Raw genomic sequence first — 16,489 nt, forward strand, 5'->3', positions numbered from 1 at the left:
TACGGTGCTGTAATGAAGCGCGGCGGGTGGGGCCTCAGGCCGGTTGGTCGAAGACCTGAACCCCGATCTCGCCGTCGGTGGTCAGCCAGGCGCGCTTCATGCCCTGGCTGTTGTAGGGCTGGGCGATATTGCCCGCGCGGTCGAGCGCGATCAGGCCGCCGTCGCCGCCCAGACCGCCGATGCGGTCGATGGTCGCCTGAGCCGAGTCAGCGAGCGACTGACCGGCGGCCACGCCGATGGCGGTGCGCGCGGCGGCGGCGACGCGGATGAAATACTCGCCCTGACCGGTGCAGGAGACGGCGGCGCAGTCGTCGGCCCAGGTGCCGGCGGCGGGGATGGGGGTGTCGCCGACGCGGCCCGGCATCTTGCCGAAGACGCCCGCCGTCGAGGTGGCGGCGGCGAGGCGGCCTTCGCTATCCAGCACGCAGCAGCCGACGGTGCCGTGGCTGAGGCCGCCGGGCGGGTGATTGTCCTCACCCTTGCCGGCGCGAGTGAACCAGGCCTCTTCGTCGCCGATCGGCTCCAGCCCCTGATCATGGGCGAACAGGGCGGCGCCTTCGCCCGCCAGCATGACGTGCGGGGTGCGGTCCATCACGGCGCGGGCGGCGACGACCGGGTTGCGGAAGCCCTGCAGGGCGGCCACAGCGCCGGCCTTGCCGCTGGCGCCGTCCATGAGGCTGGCGTCCAGCTCATAGGCGCCGGCCAGGTTGGGCGAGGCGCCGCGACCGGCGACGTAGAGGCCGGAGTCTTCCAGCAGGATCACGGCCTCGACGGCCACGTCCACGGCCGAGGCACCGGCGTCCAGCCGCGCCTTCATCGCCTCGACCACTTCGCGCATATGCACGACCTCGGCGTCGTAGTTGCGCTCGCGCCGGGCGCCGGCGCCGCCGTGGAGGATGAGGGCGGTTCGCGCCATGCTTGTCTCCTGAAAGTCTGTTCGGCCTCTTTGCATCGGGCCGCGCGCTGATTAGCGTCGCAATCGTGTCGGCGCCATGGCCCGACGGGGGATCACGGAAGAAACCAGTATGCGCGCAGTCCTGTCCAAGGCCGTCGGCGGCCCTGATAGCCTTGTCGTCGAGGAGGTCATGGACCCCACGCCCAAGCCGGGCGAGGTGGTGATCGAGGTCAAGGCCGTGGGGATCAACTACCCCGATACGCTGATCATCGAGGACAGGTACCAGTTCAAGCCCGAGCGCCCCTTCTCGCCCGGCGGCGAGGTCGCGGGCGTGGTCGATGCGGTGGGCGAAGGCGTCAAGGGCGTGTTCCGGGGCGATCGCGTCATCGCCGTGCCGGGCTGGGGCGGTCTGGTGGAGCGGCTGGCGGTTCCGGCCTCCAGCCTGATTCCCATGCCCGACGGCATGAGCTTCGAGGAAGCCGCGGCCCTGACCATGACCTATGGCACCAGCTATTACGCGCTGAAGGATCGGGCCAACTTGCAGCCGGGCGAGACCCTGCTGGTGCTGGGCGCGGCCGGGGGCGTGGGCGCCGCCGCCGTCGAGCTGGGCAAGGCCATGGGAGCGCGCGTCGTCGCCGCCGCCTCGACCAACGACAAGGTGGAGTTCGCCCTGGAACTGGGCGCCGACAACGGCCTGATCTATCCGTCGGGCGCCATGGACAAGGCGGCGCAGAAGGCCCTGTCGGGCGAGTTGAAGCTGGCCACGGGCCGCGACGGCGCCGACGTGGTCTATGACGCGGTCGGCGGCGACTACACGGAACCCGCGCTGCGGGCCATGGACTGGAACGGCCGGTATCTGGTGGTGGGCTTCCCGGCGGGCATCCCGTCCCTGCCGCTGAACCTGACCCTGTTGAAGTCGGTCTCGGTGATCGGGGTCTTCTGGGGCGCGGCGGTGGCGCGCGACCCCAAGGCCCACGCCGCCAACATGGCCGAGCTGATGCAACTGTGGAAGGACGGCAAGATCAGGCCGCGCGTCAGTCGCACCTATCCGCTGGAAGACGCCCACGAGGCCATCAAGGCCCTGGGCGACCGGACGGCCATGGGCAAGATCATCGTGACGACCGACGAATGAGCGGTCTTCTCGATCCGGCCCTGAAACTGGCGGTGGGCGAGGGTGACTTCGCCGCCGCCTCCGAGCGTCTGGCCCGCACCGGCCGCACCCGCGTCCCTGGCCTGTTCGGCGCGGGCGCCGAGGCCCTGCACGCGGCGATCCTCGCCCCCGATCAGCCCTGGGTCCGCACCTTTCTCAATCCCCTGGGGGCCGACATCCCAGTGGCGACGCTGGATGCGTCCTCGCCCGAGGATCAGGACCATGTGACGCAGCAGGCCTACGCCGGCGCGACCGGCGGGTTGCAGTTCCTGTTCGACCGTCTGCGTCTGGGCCCGGCGCGGGAGGCGGGCATGGCCACGCCTCAGATCCTGTTCGACCTGCTGGACCTGTTCAATACCGAGGTCTTTCTGGATTTCGCCCGACGTCTGACCGGCGACGACCGCATTGCCTTTTCCGACGGCCAGGTGACGCGCTACCTGCCGGGGCATTTCCTCAACCGTCACAGCGACGCCAATCCGAAGACCGAGCGGCTCTACGCCTATGTGCTGAACCTGTCGCCGGGCTGGCGGGCGGAGTGGGGCGGCCTGCTGCAGTTCCTCGATGAGGGCGGCGACATCACCGAGACCTTCGTCCCCAGTTTCGGCGCCCTGAACGTCTTCGCCGTGCCGCAGATGCACGCGGTCTCGACCGTCGCCCCCTTCGCCGGCGGGCCGCGCTATTCGGTCACCGGTTGGTGGCGGGCCAAGCCGCTGGAGCGCTAGGTTTCGGCTTCGTCGCGGACGCGCTTCAGCGCCGCCTCGGCCTGTTCATGGTGCTGGCGCTTCACATGGGCGCCCAGGGTGGCCAGGACGGCGGCGATCACCGCCGCGTCGTCTGTGAAGCCGATGCCGGCGAAGATGTCGGGAATGGCGTCGACCGGCATGACGAAATAGGCCAGGGCGCCCAGCATGACCCCCTTGGCCGCCAGCGGCGTCTTGGGGTCCTGGGTGGCGTACCAGGCGGCCAGGGCTTGCCCGGCGAAGGGGATGCGCGATGCGGTGCTGCGCAGCTTGGGCCAGAAGCCCTTTCTGACGCGCATTTCATTGACCCTCTGGACCGTGGGGACCAGCGCCTTTTCAGGATCGATGGCGTCGGTCGGGGAAGCATGTTTGGCTTTGGCGGTCATGGCCGCTAAATCCTCGCGCAGACACTCGGTTCACCAGAATATAGGGACGATCTTCATGAAACTCGACGGTTCGATTGCGGCGGTGGTGACGGGCGGGGCTTCGGGCCTGGGCGAAGGCACGGCGCGCGCCCTGGCGGCCAAGGGCGTCAAGGTCGCCCTGTTCGACCTGAACGAGGAACGCGGCGAGATCATCGCCCAGGAAATCGGCGGCGTCTTCTGCAAGGTGGACGTCACCTCGGACGAGAGCGTCGCAGCCGGCTTCGTCAAGGCCCGCGCCGCCCACGGCCAGGAACGCCTGACCGTCAACTGCGCCGGGATCGCCACGGGCCAGAAGACCGTCAGCCGCAAACGTGAAACCGGCGAGATTCGCGCCCACGACATGGCCCAGTTCGAGCGCACCGTCTCGATCAACCTGTTCGGCACCTTCCGCGTTTTGTCGCAGTCGGCGGCGGGCATGGTCACGCTGGAACCGATGGAAGACGGCGAGCGCGGCCTGATCGTCAACACCGCCTCGGTCGCGGCCCAGGACGGCCAGATCGGCCAGGCGGCCTATTCGGCGTCCAAGGGCGGCGTCTACGCCATGACCCTGCCGGTCGCGCGCGACCTGATGAACGAGGGCGTGCGGGTCAACACCATCCTGCCCGGCATCATGTGGACGCCGATGATGGCGGGCATGGACCAGAAGGTGCAGGACGCCTTGGCCGCCATGATCCCCTTCCCCAAGCGTCTGGGCACGCCCGCCGACTACGCCGCCCTGGCCCTGCACCTGGCCGAGAACACCTACATCAACGGCGAGTGCATCCGTCTGGACGGCGCCATTCGTCTGGCGCCGCGCTGATAGCGCGACGCGCAGGTTGATCTGCAGAGGCCATATCGAGCGGCCCTCGCAGCCTTCCTTTCCGGGATGTTGCGGGGGCCGTTTGCGTTTGAAATTTCAGAGCTATTCTAAAAAAGGCGGCGGATTTCGCGAAAAACGAAAAAGGGGGTTGCGCGGTCTGAGAAGGGTCGGCTAAAAGCCCCTCCTCGACGGGGCGCAGCACACTGTTCCCTACGGAGTGCGGGCGTAGCTCAGGGGTAGAGCACAACCTTGCCAAGGTTGGGGTCGGGCGTTCGAATCGCCTCGCCCGCTCCATGTCGAGACTGGAACACGGGGTCCGATCGCAAGATCGGGCCCCGTTTCGCGTTTCAGCCCTGACATTCGCATGACGGTCTGATTTCGCGGGGGCGACAGTTGATCCGTCTCGGGACGGCTTGTTGCGTCCCTGTGGTCCGTTCGCAGAATCCTTTTCGCGAAACCGTCGCGGCCACGTCGCCGCACGCCGTTAGCCAGCCCCGCCATGGACCGGAGCGCGACGCGCCCCGGCGAACGGGGATGACTGACATGAAACTTCGCCTTCTGCTGAGCACGGCTATCCTGCCGCTCACCTTCGCCGTGGCTGCACAGGCCGCTGACGTCGCACCGAGCGCCGTGGTCGAACCGGCCGGCGACGGTGTGATCGGCCGTGTGGTCAACGCCGAGGGCGCGCCCCTGCCGGGCGCCGAGATCGTCGAGCGCGGCACGGGCCGCCGCGTGGTCAGCAACACCCAGGGCGAGTTCATCCTGACGGGCGTCTCCGGTCAGGTCGAACTGGACGTGCGCTACATCGGCCTGCCCTCGACCAGTCAGACGGTCATGGCGACGCCGGGCCGCCTGACCTCGGTCACGGTGACGATGGGCGGAGGCGATGTGACCACGGTGGCCGACGTGGTGGTGACGGGCGTCATCACCGATGGCATCGCCCGTTCGCTGAACCAGCAGAAGAACGCCGACGGCACGATCAACGTCCTCTCGTCGGACGCCATCGGCCGCTACCCCGATCCCAATGTCGCCGAGTCGCTGCAACGCGTCCCCGGCATCGCCATCCAGCGTGACCAGGGCGAAGGCCGCTACATCAACGTGCGCGGCGCCCCCTCGGCCTTCACCGCCGTGTCGGTGGACGGCGTGACCGTCCCGGCGGTCGATCCGGGCACCCGCGCGGTCGATCTGGACACCCTGCCCAGCGACATCGTCTCGAACATCGAGGTCTCCAAGACCTTGCTGCCCAGCCAGGACGCCGACTCGATCGCCGGTGCGGTGAACATCAAGACGCGTTCGCCCTTCGACACCCGTCGTCTGGCGGTCAGCGGCTACGCCGGCGGCAGCTACAATGACTACGGCGGCAACGACACCCGCGCCGGCGCCACGGTCTCAAACGTCTTCGGCGCCAGCCAGACCTTCGGCGCCCTGCTGTCCCTCAGCTACTCCGAAACCAACCGCCGCCCCGAGAACATCGAGAACGCCTGGGTCGAGGGCGGCAGCTCCTATGTGATCGAGGAGACCCTGTTCAAGCAGTATGAGACCCAGCGCACGCGTCAGGCCCTGACCGGCGCCCTGGAATGGCGGCCGTCGGATCAGACCCGTCTCTATGCGCGCGGCTCCTATGCCGACTTCGAGGACGACGAGTACCGCAACACCCTGATCCTGGGCTATGGCGACGGCGCCCTGCAGGCCGGGGCGACCGACACGACCGCGACCTACACCGGCGCGCGTATCTATCGCGGCCTGCGTCACCGCACCCAGAACAACGAGATCACCACCCTGGTCCTGGGCGGCGAGCACAGCTTCGACAACGGCATGGTCTGGGACGCCGATCTGTCCTGGGCCAACAGCGAGCAGACCTATCCGCACCGCGACGAACTGGTCTATCGTTCGACGTCGACAACGTTGGGCTACGACACCAGCAACCACTACGCCCCGACCTACTTCTACGGGCCGAACAGCCCGATCTTCGGCGAGACGGCGACGGGCTTCTTCGCCACGCCGGGCAACTTCTCGTTCCGCGAGAACACCTTCCGCTCGAACACGACCCAGCAGGAAGACGTCGCCTTCCGCACCAATCTGGAAATCCCCAGCCAGTTCGCCGGTCGCGAAGTCGCCTGGAAGTTCGGCCTGAAATACGCCACCCGCGAGGTCGACGCCGACGAAGAGCGTCAACGCAACCGCGCCGGCGCGGCTAGCCCGGGCGCGCTGGCCTCGATGTGGGGCGACGAGCAGGGGCGCAACTTCGGCTATAATCTGGGAACCCAGTACGACAAGGGTCTGGTCGACGCCTATCTGGCCGCCGCCAAGGCCGCCTCGCCGCGCCGGATGCCCGACTCGCTGACGGCGGACTATACGGCGCAGGAGGACATCCTGGCCGGTTACGGTCAGGCGCGCTTCGACATCGGTGCGACCAACATCACGGTCGGCCTGCGCGTCGAGCAGACCAAGTTCGACGGTTCGGCCCTGAGCGTGGTCGATTTCGACGAGAACGATCCGGCCACGGTGACGCCGGTCAACGTCAGCCGCGACGACACCGAGTTCTTCCCCAACCTGACCGTTCGTCATGCCTTCAGCGATAATCTGATTGGTCGCGTCGCCCTGACGCGCTCGATCTCGCGCCCGGAGTTCAGCCAGATCGTCCCGCGCCGGGTCGAGAACACCGACGGCATCAATGTCGAGTACGAGATCGGCAACCCCGACCTGCAGCCGACCCTGTCGAACAATTTCGATGCGGGTCTGGAATACTACTTCGCCTCGCTGGGCGTGGTCTCGGCCAACGTCTTCTACAAGGACCTGAGCGACTATCGCTACGTCCTGAACTACGAGGTCGAGCGTCCGGTCGGCAGCGACACGGCCACGGACTCCTACTCGACCCCGATCAACGCGCCGGACGGCCACCTGATGGGTCTGGAACTGAACTGGCAGCAGAAGTTCGGCTTCCTGCCGGGCTGGATGTCGGGCTTCGGCGTCTTCGCCAACTTCACGGTCACGGACGCCGAGATCAAGACGGCCCAGAGCTACGGCGGGCGCGACACCTTCGCCCTGCCGGGCCAGTCGGACACCAACTACAACGCGGCCCTCTTCTACGAGAAGGGCGGCTTCTCGGCCCGCCTGTCCTACACCAAGCGCAGCGACTATCTGGAAGAGATCAACGCCGACGATGCGGGTCTGGACCTTTATGTCGAGGGCCGCGAGCAGCTGGACTTCACCGCCAGCTACGACTTCGGCAACGGCTTCGAGGTGTTCGGCGAGGCGAAGAACCTGACCGACTCCGCCGGGATCAAATATTTCGGCACGCGCCAGCGGACCTATGAGTACGAGAAGTTCGGTTACAACGCCTTCGTCGGCGTGCGCTTCAAGTACTGATCGCGCCCTAACCGATCTGCGATGGGCCGGGCGGCGACGCCCGGCCCTTTTGCGTTTCGGCTTTGGCTTTGGTCGGCATGGCCCCCGGCGCAATCCGGGCCTATATGGAGCCTGGCGGTTGACCCCGCCGGGGTCGGCGCTAGTGTCCGCGCCGCTTCCTTCCCAGCGCCAGACCGATCAGAGGATATCCATGGCCGACGCCCCCCAGACCTACGACGTGGTGATCATCGGGGGCGGGCCGGGCGGCTATAACGCCGCCATCCGCGCCGGCCAGCTGGGCCTCAAGGTCGCCTGCGTCGAGATGCGCTCGACCCTCGGCGGCACCTGCCTGAACGTCGGCTGCATGCCTTCCAAGGCCCTGCTGCACGCCTCGGAACTGTATGAGGCCGCGGGCAAGGACTTCGCCGGCATCGGCATCGAGGTGAAGCCCAAGCTGAACCTGCCCCAGATGCACAAGGCCAAGGACGACAGCGTCGAGGCCCTGACCAAGGGCATCGAATTCCTGTTCAAGAAGAACAAGGTCGACTGGCTGAAGGGGCGCGGCCGCATCGCTGGCCAGGGTAAGGTCGAGGTCGAGGCCGCCGACGGCTCGAAGACCACCTATGACGCCAAGAACATCATCATCGCCACCGGCTCCGAGCCGACCCCGCTGCCGGGCGTCGCCTTCGAGGAGGGCAAGGTCATCGACTCGACCGGCGCCCTGTTCCTGCCCAAGGTGCCCAAGCACATGATCGTCATCGGCGCGGGCGTGATCGGCCTGGAGCTGGGCTCGGTTTGGCGCCGTCTGGGCGCCGAAGTCACCGTCGTCGAATACCTGGACAAGGTCGGCGCCGGCATGGACGCCGAGGTCGCCACCGCCTTCCAGCGCGGTCTGGCCAAGCAGGGCATGACCTTCCGCATGGGCACCAAGGTCACGGGCGCCAAGTCGGTCAAGGACGGCGTCGAGCTGACGGTCGAACCCGCCGCTGGCGGCGCCGCTGAAACGATCAAGGGCGACGTCGTCCTGGTCGCCATCGGCCGTCGTCCCTACACCGAGGGCCTGGGCCTGGAGACAGTCGGCGTCACGCCGGACCAGCGCGGCTTCGTCGGCCACGACCACTTCAAGACCTCGGCGCCGGGCGTCTGGGTCATCGGCGACGTGACCCACGGCCCGATGCTGGCCCACAAGGCCGAGGAAGACGCCGTCGCCGCCGTAGAACTGATCGCTGGCAAGCCGGGCCACGTCGACTACGACCTGGTCCCGTCGGTCATCTACACCACGCCGGAAGTGGCCTGGGTCGGCAAGACCGAAGAGCAGCTGAAGGCCGCGGGCGTCGCCTACAAGAAGGGCAAGTTCCCCTTCGCCGCCAACAGCCGCGCCAAGATCAACCACGAGAGCGACGGCTTCGTGAAGGTCCTGGCCGATGCGACGACGGACAAGCTGCTGGGCGTCCATATCTACGGCCCGCAGGCCGGTGAACTGATCAGCGAAGCCTCGATGACCATGGCTTTCGGCGGCTCGTCCGAAGACATCGCCCGCACCTGCCACCCGCACCCGACCCGCTCGGAAGCCGTCCGCCAGGCGGCCATGGGCGTCGATGGCTGGACCATGCAGGCCTAGGACCTTCGGCCTCAGCCCGAACGCATCACGGCGCGCTCCGCAAGGGGCGCGCCGTTTTCGTTTGGCGTCGGCTGTTCAGGCGGACCTGACGCGGCTGATCGATCAGGCGTCGCAGCTATAGCGGCTGCAGTAGCGGCGCTTCAGTTCATCCAGGGCGGCGCGCTGTGCCGGCGTGGGGTCAGGGCAGGCGGCCATGAATTCCGCTTCGGACGGCCACTCGACCTCTTCGCCCGCCATCATGCGACGCAGGTCGTCTTCACTGAACAGGCGCGCGATCTGGGTCGTGGCCGTCGCCAGTTCCTGGGCCTGGTCATAGGGCATCAGCTCGTCGAGCCAGGCGCGCACCACGCTCCGCCGATCGACATCCAGACCGTCCAGCACCATTTCGCGATAGGATGGGAGTCCCTTGGCGTCCTTCATGCCGCTGGCTAGCAGGGCTTTCGCCAGGGCCAGCCTTTGGGGGGAGGGATCCGGGCCGGTCCACCCGCCAAACATCGACTCTTCAGGGCGGAAGAAACGGACGGTGGTCTGGATGGTCGCGGGCGTGACCTCGCCGTCGCGACGCGCTGCGCGGATCTGCCCACTGGCGGCGACCAGCCGTGCAGCAGCGCCGAACCCCAGACCGGAGGGACTTTCATTGTCTACGCGGCAAAGGAATGGGGGTCCGTCCTGCACGATCCGACAGGTCAGACTGGCGCGACCGTTCACGCCGAGAAAGGCCGCAAAGCCGGGAAAGAGATCGCTCGCCAGTTCTCCGTCCGGGGCCGCCGCCCACGCGGGAGGCTTGAAGTCCTGGGCGGCGGCCTCGGCTGCGATTAGCATGGCCGCCGCAGTGACGATGGTGGTTTTCATGACGATTCTCCCCAACAGCTTGACAATATAAGCCGCGACCTCGGGAAGAAAGCGCGCGGCGGCGTGTCGCAATATGTTGGGGTCGTGACCATATGCCTGCTCTCGTTCTTCACTGAATCGGATCACCCCCATGGACCTGAAACTCACCGGCAAGCGCGCCCTGATCTGCGGCGGCTCCAGCGGCCTGGGGCAGGCGGTGGCGACGGCTCTGGTGGCCGAGGGGGCGCATGTAGCCCTGCTGTCGCGCGATGCGGCCAAGCTGCAGGCCGTGGCCGACGAGCTGAACGCCATGGGGCCGGGCAAGGCCGTGATCGCCCCCGCTGATCTGGCCGACCATGCGGGCCTGCTGAAGGCCGTCGATGTGGCCGAGTCCGCTCTGGGCGGGCCGATCGAGATTTTGCTGAACAATACCGGCGGACCGCCGCCGTCGGGCGTCAACGGGCTGGAGCCCGCGGTCTGGCGCGATCATTTCGAGTCCATGGTGCTGTCGGTCTTCCGCCTGACGGACCGGGTGCTGCCGGGGATGCGGGCCATGGGCTGGGGGCGGATTCTCAACGTCGCCTCCATCACCGTGATCGAGCCGGTCGGGACCCTGGGCGTGTCCAACACCCTGCGCGCCTCGGTGGCGGCCTGGGCCAAGACCCTGGCGGGCGAGGTCGCGGCCAATGGCGTGACGGTCAACACCCTGCTGCCGGGTCGTATCGACACGCCGCGCATCGAGCGCCTGGACGCCGCCCGCGCCGCCGCCACCGGGGTCGAACCCGCCGAGGCGCGCGCGGAATCGGTGAAATCCATCCCGGCGGGCCGCATCGGCACGACCGAGGAGTTCGGCGCCGTCGCCGCCTTCCTGGCCAGTCCGCTGGCGGGCTATGTCACCGGGTCGCTGATCCGCGTGGACGGGGGAGCGGTCAAGGCGATCTGACGGGCGGCGGTTGCCGCCGCCGGGACGGGGGCCCCAAGGTGATGCGCGACTGGCCATAGTCCAGTACGACATGGGTGAAACGCGACAGAAGGTCGGCGCCCAGCAGCAGGGCCGGACGTTCGGCAAGGCCGAGTACCTGGAAGGCGTACAGATCGCCGAACAGAAGCGTCATGGCGCCCAGTTCACGTTGCGTCAGACGCAGACTGGTCACGGCGCCGACATCCACGAGAAGCGACTGACCTATGACGCCATGCACGCGAACCTGCGGTCGCAGGATCGGGGCCATGCGAACGTCCACGGCCCGCATCAGGGCCCGGTTGCCGATGGAGTACTGGGCGCCGCTGTCGATGAAGGCCACCGCCTCGACCCCGTCAACACGAACATTGGTCAGGATCAGTTGGCCGAACCGACCTGTTCGCGTCGGGATGATCTGATCCGGCACGCGATCACTCTGGCCGGGTATGTAGCGTTGGTTCGGCGATACCAGCACCGAAGGAGTCATGGAAACCTTCCGGTGTTCCAGGTCCAGGGTCAGTCGGAAACGGGACAGGACGTCCAGACCCAGCAACCCGTCGGCGGCGAGGACCTCGAAGGGAAAGACGGGCGGCTTCAGATCCGTGAAGCGTTGTCCGAAGAATTCCAGTCGGGGGAGTTGGACGGTGCGCACCATCTCGGCGGCGGTCACGCCGTGCACGAGAACAGGACGATGCGGGCGGAGGTTCAACTCGGCCGCCAGCCGATCCGAGATGGCGGTGCGTTCAGCGCCAGTGTCGATGACAAATACAGGTTTGCGACGGCTTCCGACGGTTACCTCGACGCCGGCGCGTGTCAGCAGGTTCTGGACCAGACGGGCGTCTTCGTCGGGCTCGGGCAGGGCCGGCGTCAGTTCAGGCGAGGGCTGAAGCTGAGTCTGGGGCCAGGCCTGGGCCTCGACGCCGTGACCCAGGGCGATGCCGGCGACGCCGCCTGCGCTCAGGCCCAGCGCAGCGCGGCGGGACAGAGGGAGACTCAGAACCTCGAGACGCAAAAGCCGTAACTCCTATCGCCGCCGATTTATGTTCGGAGACTAGGCGCTTTTGTCGGTCTGTGGATAGTCAGCCGCGCGGGTGGGCCTCGGCGTAGGCGGCCAGCAGGCGGGCGGCGTCGACCTGGGTGTATTTCTGGGTGGTGGACAGGCTGGCGTGGCCCAGCAGCTCCTGAATGGAGCGCAGATCGGCCCCGGCCCCCAGCAGGTGGGTGGCGAAGCTGTGGCGCAGGGCGTGGGGCGTGGCCGAGGCGGGCAGGCCGAGGCGGCCGCGCAGGCGCTGGACGGTAGCCTGGACGTGGCGCGGGCTGAGCGCCCCGCCGCGCTTGGCGCGGAACAGGGGCTGGTCGGCGTCGAGGATGAAGGGCTGGAGGGCTAGATAGGCGTCCACCGCTTCGCGCACCTGGGGCAGGATCGGGGCCAGCCGCATCTTGCCGCCCTTGCCGGTGATGCGCAGGGCGTCGGGCAGGGGGGCGTCGGACCGCTTCAGCGACAGGGCCTCGGATATCCGCAGGCCGCAGCCGTAGAGCAGGGTCAGGACGGCGCGGTCGCGCGCGGCCTCCCAGGGCTCCATGTCGGGGTCGGCCTCGGGTTCGTGCAGCAGGCCCTTGGCCTGATCCTCGGTGACCGGGCGGGGCAGGGACGGCTTGACGCGCGGGCCGCGCACCAGGGCCAGCTGCGGCGCGGCCACGCCGCAGCGCCGGTCGAGGAAGAGGTGAAAACCGCGAATGGCGGCGAGCGTCTGGCTGAGCGAGCGGGCGTTCAGGGGGCGCTCGCCTGTCCGGCGCTCGGCCAGATGGGCGCGCACCTCGGCGGCGGTGACGGCGCCGAGGTCGGCCAGGGTCTGCGGCCCGCCGCGATGACGTTCGAGGAAGGCCACGTAGTGCCGCCCGATATGGCCGTAGGCCTCCAGGGTGCGCGGCGACAGGCGACGCTCGTGCGCCAGATGTTCGAGCCAGGCGAGGAGGGCCTCTGAGGCCGTCAAGCCTGCGTCGGCCATCGCTCGGCCATGCGTTCGACCACGCGGGTGATGAAGGCCACCAGTTCGCAGCCCATGGCCGGGGTGAAGCCGTCGTCCTCATGCGAGCCGAAGGCGCACAGGGCCGGGCGGGCGCCGTCCGAACCCGGCAGATGCAGGCTCATCCGCACCAGGGCCACCGACTTCACCTCGCCCTCGGCGGGGCCGAATAGGTCCAGACCCGTGAAGTTGGGGCCGAGCCATTCCAGACCGTCGTCGCCCAGCAGGGCGTCGACGCGGCCCGGCTCCAGCGCCTTCCAGCCGAAGGGCACGGCGCCGGGCTTCTCCATGGCGATGGCGCCGCCCGCCAGACCGAAGCGGGCTTGCGACGTGGCGTCCAGCTGACGCGACAGCTCGGCGTGGCTGGTCGCCTCCATCAGGTCGAGGGCGGAGACGTGGGTCTGGGTCTGGGCGGCGAAGTTGGCGCGGGCGATCTCTTCGATCTGCTTGCGGGCGCCGGCCTCGCGCTGGACCACGGCCTCCAGCCGGGTCAGGGCCGCGCGGCCGAAATCAACCACGTTGCGGCCGGTGGCGCGCAGGCCCAGTTCTTCGAGAAGGGTGCGGTCGTCCAGCAGACGATCGGGATGGGCGTTCAGCCAGGCCCGCACCTCGGGCCAGTGAAGGCCCTCGGCGGCGTCAGGAGAGAGGTCCAGGGAAGTGCTCAAATGGACCTCTTTCCGGTCGGCGTTACAGGATGGACTGACCGGTCTTGCCCCAGTCAGCCAAAAACGCATCAAGCCCCTTGTCGGTTAACGGGTGCTTGACCAGGGCCTTGAAAGTGTCGGCGGGCAGGGTGGCGGCGTCGGCGCCGGCGATGGCGGCGGCGGTGACGTGGTCGGGATTGCGCAAGCTCGCGGCCAGGATCTCGGTGTCGAAATCGTGGATGTCGTAGAGGGCGCGGATTTCTTCCAGCAGGCCCACGCCGTCGGCGCCGACGTCTTCCAGACGACCGACGAAGGGCGAGATGAAGGTGGCCCCCGCCTTGGCGGCCAGCATGGCCTGGGCGGCGGAGAAGCACAGGGTGACGTTGGTCTTGATCCCCTTGTCGGCGAAGGCCCGCGTGGCGCGCAGCCCGTCCCAGGTCAGGGGCAGCTTGACGACCACGTTCGGGGCGATGGCGGCCAGCTTGTCGCCCTCCTTGACCATGGTCTCGAAATCGGTCGCCACGGCCTCGGCGGAAATCGGCCCCTCGACGAGGGCGCAAATCTCAGCGATGACCTCGGCGATGTTCCGACCCGACTTGGCGATCAGCGACGGATTGGTGGTGACGCCGTCCACCATCCCGGTGGGCAGCATGTCCTTGATGACGGCGACGTCGGCGGTGTCGAGAAAGAGTTTCATGCTTGGGATGCTAGCCCTTTGGGACGCGCGGTGAAAGTCGCCTCCGTCCTCATTCCCCTGCCGGTGCCCGAGGCCTTCGACTACGAGGTCCCGGAGGGGCTGACGGCTGTGCGCGGCGATCAGGTCGCCGTGCCGCTGGGGCCGCGTCTGATCCGGGGCGTGGTGGCCGAGGTGTTCGAGACCACGGGCTCGAACCGGCGGCTGAAGGCGATTGATCAGGTGCTTGGCGAGCATCGCCTGCCGGAACGGACGCTGACATTCGTCGAATGGGCGGCGCGCTGGACCCTCAGCCCGCCGGGCGAGATGGCGGCGACCGCCCTGAAGGGCCTGCGCGCGCCCCGGCCTCGGCCCGAGCGGCGGGTGAAACGGGTCGAGGGCCGCAGCCCGTCACGCCCCACGGCGACGCGGACGGCGGTGCTGGAAGCCTTGGGCCAGCGGTCGATGACGGCGGCTGATCTGGCGCGCTCGGCCAATGTCTCGCCCGGCGTGGTCAAGGGTCTGGTCGACGAGGGCGTGCTGACGGTCATCGAGATCGAGGCGCTCGCCGCCTTCGACGCTCCCGATCCCGACCATGCCCCGGCCAGCCTGAACCCGGATCAGGCGGCCTCGGCGACGGCCATCGCGGAGGCCGTGGCCAAGGGCGGCTTCGCGCCCTTCCTGCTGGACGGGGTGACGGGTTCGGGCAAGACCGAGGCCTATCTGGAGGCGGCGGCGCGGACGCTGCGGCATGATCCCACCGCGCAGATCCTGATCCTGCTGCCGGAAATCGCCCTGACCCAGGCGGTGATCGAGCGCATCGCCGCCCGCTTTGGCGTCACGCCCGCCGAATGGCATTCGGGCGTCGCCCCGCCCCGGCGCCGTCAGGTCTGGGAGGCGGTGGTCGCCGGGCGCTGCAACATCGTGGTCGGGGCGCGCTCGGCCCTCTTCCTGCCCTATGCCAACCTGCGGCTGGTGGTGGTGGACGAAGAGCACGACGGCTCATTCAAGCAGGAAGAGGGTCTGGTCTATCACGGCCGCGATCTGGCCGTGGCCCGCAGCCGGATCGAGGGGGCGACCGTGGTCCTGGCCTCGGCCACCCCGTCGCTGGAGACCCTGTGGAACGCCCGTCAGGGCCGTTACGGCTGGCTGAAGCTGGCGGCGCGGCACGGGGCGGCGGTCCTGCCGGACATCGAACTGGTGGATCTGCGCACCTGTCCGCCGGATCCGCAGACCTGGCTGTCCCAACCGCTGCGCGACGCCATAGGCGAGACCTTCGCCAAGGGGGAGCAGAGCCTGCTCTTCCTGAACCGACGCGGTTACGCCCCGGTGGTCTTGTGCCGCGCCTGCGGCCATCGGCTGACGGCGCCGGACACCGACAGCTGGCTGGTCGAGCATCGCTACACCGGGCGGCTGGTCTGCCACCTGACCGGCTTCTCCATGGCCAAGCCCAAGCACTGCCCCTCGTGCGGGGCCGAGGATTCCCTGGTCCCGGTCGGGCCGGGGGTCGAGCGGGTCGAGGAGGAGGTGCGCCGGCTCTTCCCCGAGGCCCGCACCGCCATCTTCAGCTCCGACACCGTGCCGGACGGTCAGTCGGCCCGCGCCCTGATCCAGTCGATGGCCGAGGGCGAGATCGATATTCTGGTGGCCACCCAGGCGGCGGCCAAGGGGCATAACTTCCCACGCCTGACGCTGGTCGGGGTGGTGGACGCGGACCTCGGCTTGCGCGGCGGCGACCTGCGCGCTGCGGAACGCACCTATCAACTGCTGGCCCAGGCCACGGGCCGGGCGGGGCGGGCGGACAAGCCCGGCCGCGCCCTGCTGCAGACCTGGACGCCGGAACACCCGGTGCTGATGGCCCTGGCGGCGGGCGACCGCGACGCCTTCGTCGAGGCCGAGATGGGCGAGCGCGAGGCGGCGTCCCTGCCGCCGCACGGGCGTCTGGCGGCGCTCATCCTGTCCAGCGAGAACGCCATGGCGGTCGAGAAGGTCGCTCGCGACCTGGCCGAGGCCATCCCCAACGCCGAACGGCTGGAGGTCTATGGCCCCGCCGACGCGCCCCTGGCCCTGGTGCGCGGGCGCCGCCGCAAGCGGCTGCTGGTCAGGGCGGATCGGGATGTGAACCTGCAGGCCTTCCTGCGCGCCTGGCTGGCGCGGGTGAAGGTCCCGGCGTCGGTGCGGCTCACGGTGGACGTTGACCCGTACAGCTTCCTGTAAAATCCTTTCCTTCTCCCGATGGGAGAAGGTGGCGCGAAGCGCCGGATGAGGGGCGAGGGTATCCGTCGGCGTAAGCCGTCGCTCCGGGCGGTGAAACGGCTGGCGCCGAAGGTTCGGTCAGCCCCTCACCCTTTCGCGCAGCCGCTCGCTGCGCTTGCGGG

Annotated in this window: 14 protein-coding genes and 1 tRNA gene; 8 read left to right on the top strand and 7 right to left on the bottom strand. The window is 68.6% G+C overall.

Annotated elements, in window-relative coordinates:
* Positions 1-34: 34 nt before the first annotated feature.
* Positions 35-916 carry an isoaspartyl peptidase/L-asparaginase family protein gene (locus tag IFE19_RS00520; RefSeq protein ID WP_207824743.1) on the bottom strand — a complete coding sequence of 294 codons (882 nt, stop codon included), beginning with the start codon at positions 914-916 and terminating at the stop codon, positions 35-37.
* Between the two features lie 109 nt (positions 917-1,025).
* Between IFE19_RS00520 and IFE19_RS00525 the strand changes: the two genes are divergently transcribed.
* Positions 1,026-2,027, top strand: a complete 1,002-nt coding sequence (locus IFE19_RS00525; RefSeq protein ID WP_207824745.1) for an NADPH:quinone oxidoreductase family protein — start codon at positions 1,026-1,028, stop codon at positions 2,025-2,027.
* Positions 2,024-2,767, top strand: coding sequence for a 2OG-Fe(II) oxygenase (locus tag IFE19_RS00530; protein ID WP_207824746.1), 744 nt, complete (start codon positions 2,024-2,026; stop codon positions 2,765-2,767). Before IFE19_RS00525 ends, IFE19_RS00530 begins: the two co-directional genes overlap by 4 nt.
* Here IFE19_RS00530 and IFE19_RS00535 read toward each other — a convergent pair.
* Positions 2,764-3,171: a YkvA family protein gene (locus IFE19_RS00535; protein ID WP_207824747.1), complete on the bottom strand. Its 408-nt coding sequence runs from the start codon at positions 3,169-3,171 to the stop codon at positions 2,764-2,766. The two genes, IFE19_RS00530 and IFE19_RS00535, sit on opposite strands and share 4 nt — an antisense overlap.
* Positions 3,172-3,226: 55 nt before the next feature.
* On the opposite strand from IFE19_RS00535, the gene IFE19_RS00540 reads away from it, so the two are divergent.
* The 4 genes from IFE19_RS00540 (at position 3,227) to lpdA (ending at position 8,978) form a co-directional block, all read left to right on the top strand.
* Positions 3,227-4,009, top strand: coding sequence for an SDR family oxidoreductase (locus IFE19_RS00540; protein WP_207824748.1), 783 nt, complete (start codon positions 3,227-3,229; stop codon positions 4,007-4,009).
* A 219-nt stretch (positions 4,010-4,228) separates the two neighbouring features.
* Positions 4,229-4,303 (top strand) — tRNA-Gly (locus IFE19_RS00545).
* A 249-nt stretch (positions 4,304-4,552) separates the two neighbouring features.
* Positions 4,553-7,378 (top strand): TonB-dependent receptor, encoded by a 2,826-nt coding sequence (locus tag IFE19_RS00550; RefSeq protein ID WP_207824752.1) that lies wholly within the window; start codon positions 4,553-4,555, stop codon positions 7,376-7,378.
* Positions 7,379-7,568: 190 nt separating this feature from the next.
* On the top strand, positions 7,569-8,978 hold the full coding sequence (gene lpdA / locus IFE19_RS00555; RefSeq protein ID WP_207824753.1) for a dihydrolipoyl dehydrogenase: 1,410 nt from the start codon (positions 7,569-7,571) through the stop codon (positions 8,976-8,978).
* A 102-nt stretch (positions 8,979-9,080) separates the two neighbouring features.
* Here lpdA and IFE19_RS00560 read toward each other — a convergent pair whose 3' ends face one another.
* Entirely contained in the window at positions 9,081-9,830 is a 750-nt protein-coding gene (locus IFE19_RS00560; RefSeq protein ID WP_207824755.1) for a hypothetical protein, read from the bottom strand.
* A gap of 130 nt (positions 9,831-9,960) precedes the next feature.
* Between IFE19_RS00560 and IFE19_RS00565 the strand changes: the two genes are divergently transcribed.
* A complete protein-coding gene (locus tag IFE19_RS00565; protein ID WP_207824757.1) occupies positions 9,961-10,752 on the top strand; it encodes an SDR family oxidoreductase in 792 nt (263 codons plus the stop codon).
* Here the strand turns inward: IFE19_RS00565 and IFE19_RS00570 are convergent.
* The 4 genes from IFE19_RS00570 to fsa form a co-directional block, all read right to left on the bottom strand.
* A complete protein-coding gene (locus IFE19_RS00570) occupies positions 10,739-11,779 on the bottom strand; it encodes an aspartyl protease family protein (protein ID WP_207824758.1) in 1,041 nt (346 codons plus the stop codon). The genes IFE19_RS00565 and IFE19_RS00570 overlap by 14 nt on opposite strands.
* A 67-nt stretch (positions 11,780-11,846) precedes the next feature.
* Complete coding sequence (locus IFE19_RS00575) at positions 11,847-12,776, bottom strand: tyrosine recombinase XerC (protein ID WP_207824761.1); 930 nt, start codon at positions 12,774-12,776, stop codon at positions 11,847-11,849.
* Positions 12,758-13,459, bottom strand: a complete 702-nt coding sequence (locus IFE19_RS00580; RefSeq protein ID WP_225910334.1) for a DUF484 family protein — start codon at positions 13,457-13,459, stop codon at positions 12,758-12,760. The genes IFE19_RS00575 and IFE19_RS00580 overlap by 19 nt, the downstream gene beginning before the upstream one ends.
* A 22-nt stretch (positions 13,460-13,481) precedes the next feature.
* A complete protein-coding gene (fsa, locus tag IFE19_RS00585; protein ID WP_105563152.1) occupies positions 13,482-14,135 on the bottom strand; it encodes a fructose-6-phosphate aldolase in 654 nt (217 codons plus the stop codon).
* A gap of 30 nt (positions 14,136-14,165) precedes the next feature.
* Between fsa and IFE19_RS00590 the strand changes: the two genes are divergently transcribed.
* On the top strand, positions 14,166-16,328 hold the full coding sequence (locus tag IFE19_RS00590; protein WP_207824765.1) for a primosomal protein N': 2,163 nt from the start codon (positions 14,166-14,168) through the stop codon (positions 16,326-16,328).
* Positions 16,329-16,489 lie beyond the last annotated feature (161 nt).

Source organism: Brevundimonas pondensis (assembly GCF_017487345.1).
Taxonomy (GTDB): Bacteria; Pseudomonadota; Alphaproteobacteria; order Caulobacterales; family Caulobacteraceae; genus Brevundimonas; species Brevundimonas pondensis.

Excerpts from the sequence above, each read along its gene's own strand:
- IFE19_RS00520 (WP_207824743.1), bottom strand. The coding sequence starts at position 916 with ATGGCGCGAACCGCCCTCATCCTCCACGGCGGCGCCGGCGCCCGGCGC.
- IFE19_RS00525 (WP_207824745.1), top strand. The coding sequence starts at position 1,026 with ATGCGCGCAGTCCTGTCCAAGGCCGTCGGCGGCCCTGATAGCCTTGTC.
- IFE19_RS00530 (WP_207824746.1), top strand. The coding sequence starts at position 2,024 with ATGAGCGGTCTTCTCGATCCGGCCCTGAAACTGGCGGTGGGCGAGGGT.
- IFE19_RS00535 (WP_207824747.1), bottom strand. The coding sequence starts at position 3,171 with ATGACCGCCAAAGCCAAACATGCTTCCCCGACCGACGCCATCGATCCT.
- IFE19_RS00540 (WP_207824748.1), top strand. The coding sequence starts at position 3,227 with ATGAAACTCGACGGTTCGATTGCGGCGGTGGTGACGGGCGGGGCTTCG.
- IFE19_RS00550 (WP_207824752.1), top strand. The coding sequence starts at position 4,553 with ATGAAACTTCGCCTTCTGCTGAGCACGGCTATCCTGCCGCTCACCTTC.
- lpdA (WP_207824753.1), top strand. The coding sequence starts at position 7,569 with ATGGCCGACGCCCCCCAGACCTACGACGTGGTGATCATCGGGGGCGGG.
- IFE19_RS00560 (WP_207824755.1), bottom strand. The coding sequence starts at position 9,830 with ATGAAAACCACCATCGTCACTGCGGCGGCCATGCTAATCGCAGCCGAG.
- IFE19_RS00565 (WP_207824757.1), top strand. The coding sequence starts at position 9,961 with ATGGACCTGAAACTCACCGGCAAGCGCGCCCTGATCTGCGGCGGCTCC.
- IFE19_RS00575 (WP_207824761.1), bottom strand. The coding sequence starts at position 12,776 with ATGGCCGACGCAGGCTTGACGGCCTCAGAGGCCCTCCTCGCCTGGCTC.
- fsa (WP_105563152.1), bottom strand. The coding sequence starts at position 14,135 with ATGAAACTCTTTCTCGACACCGCCGACGTCGCCGTCATCAAGGACATG.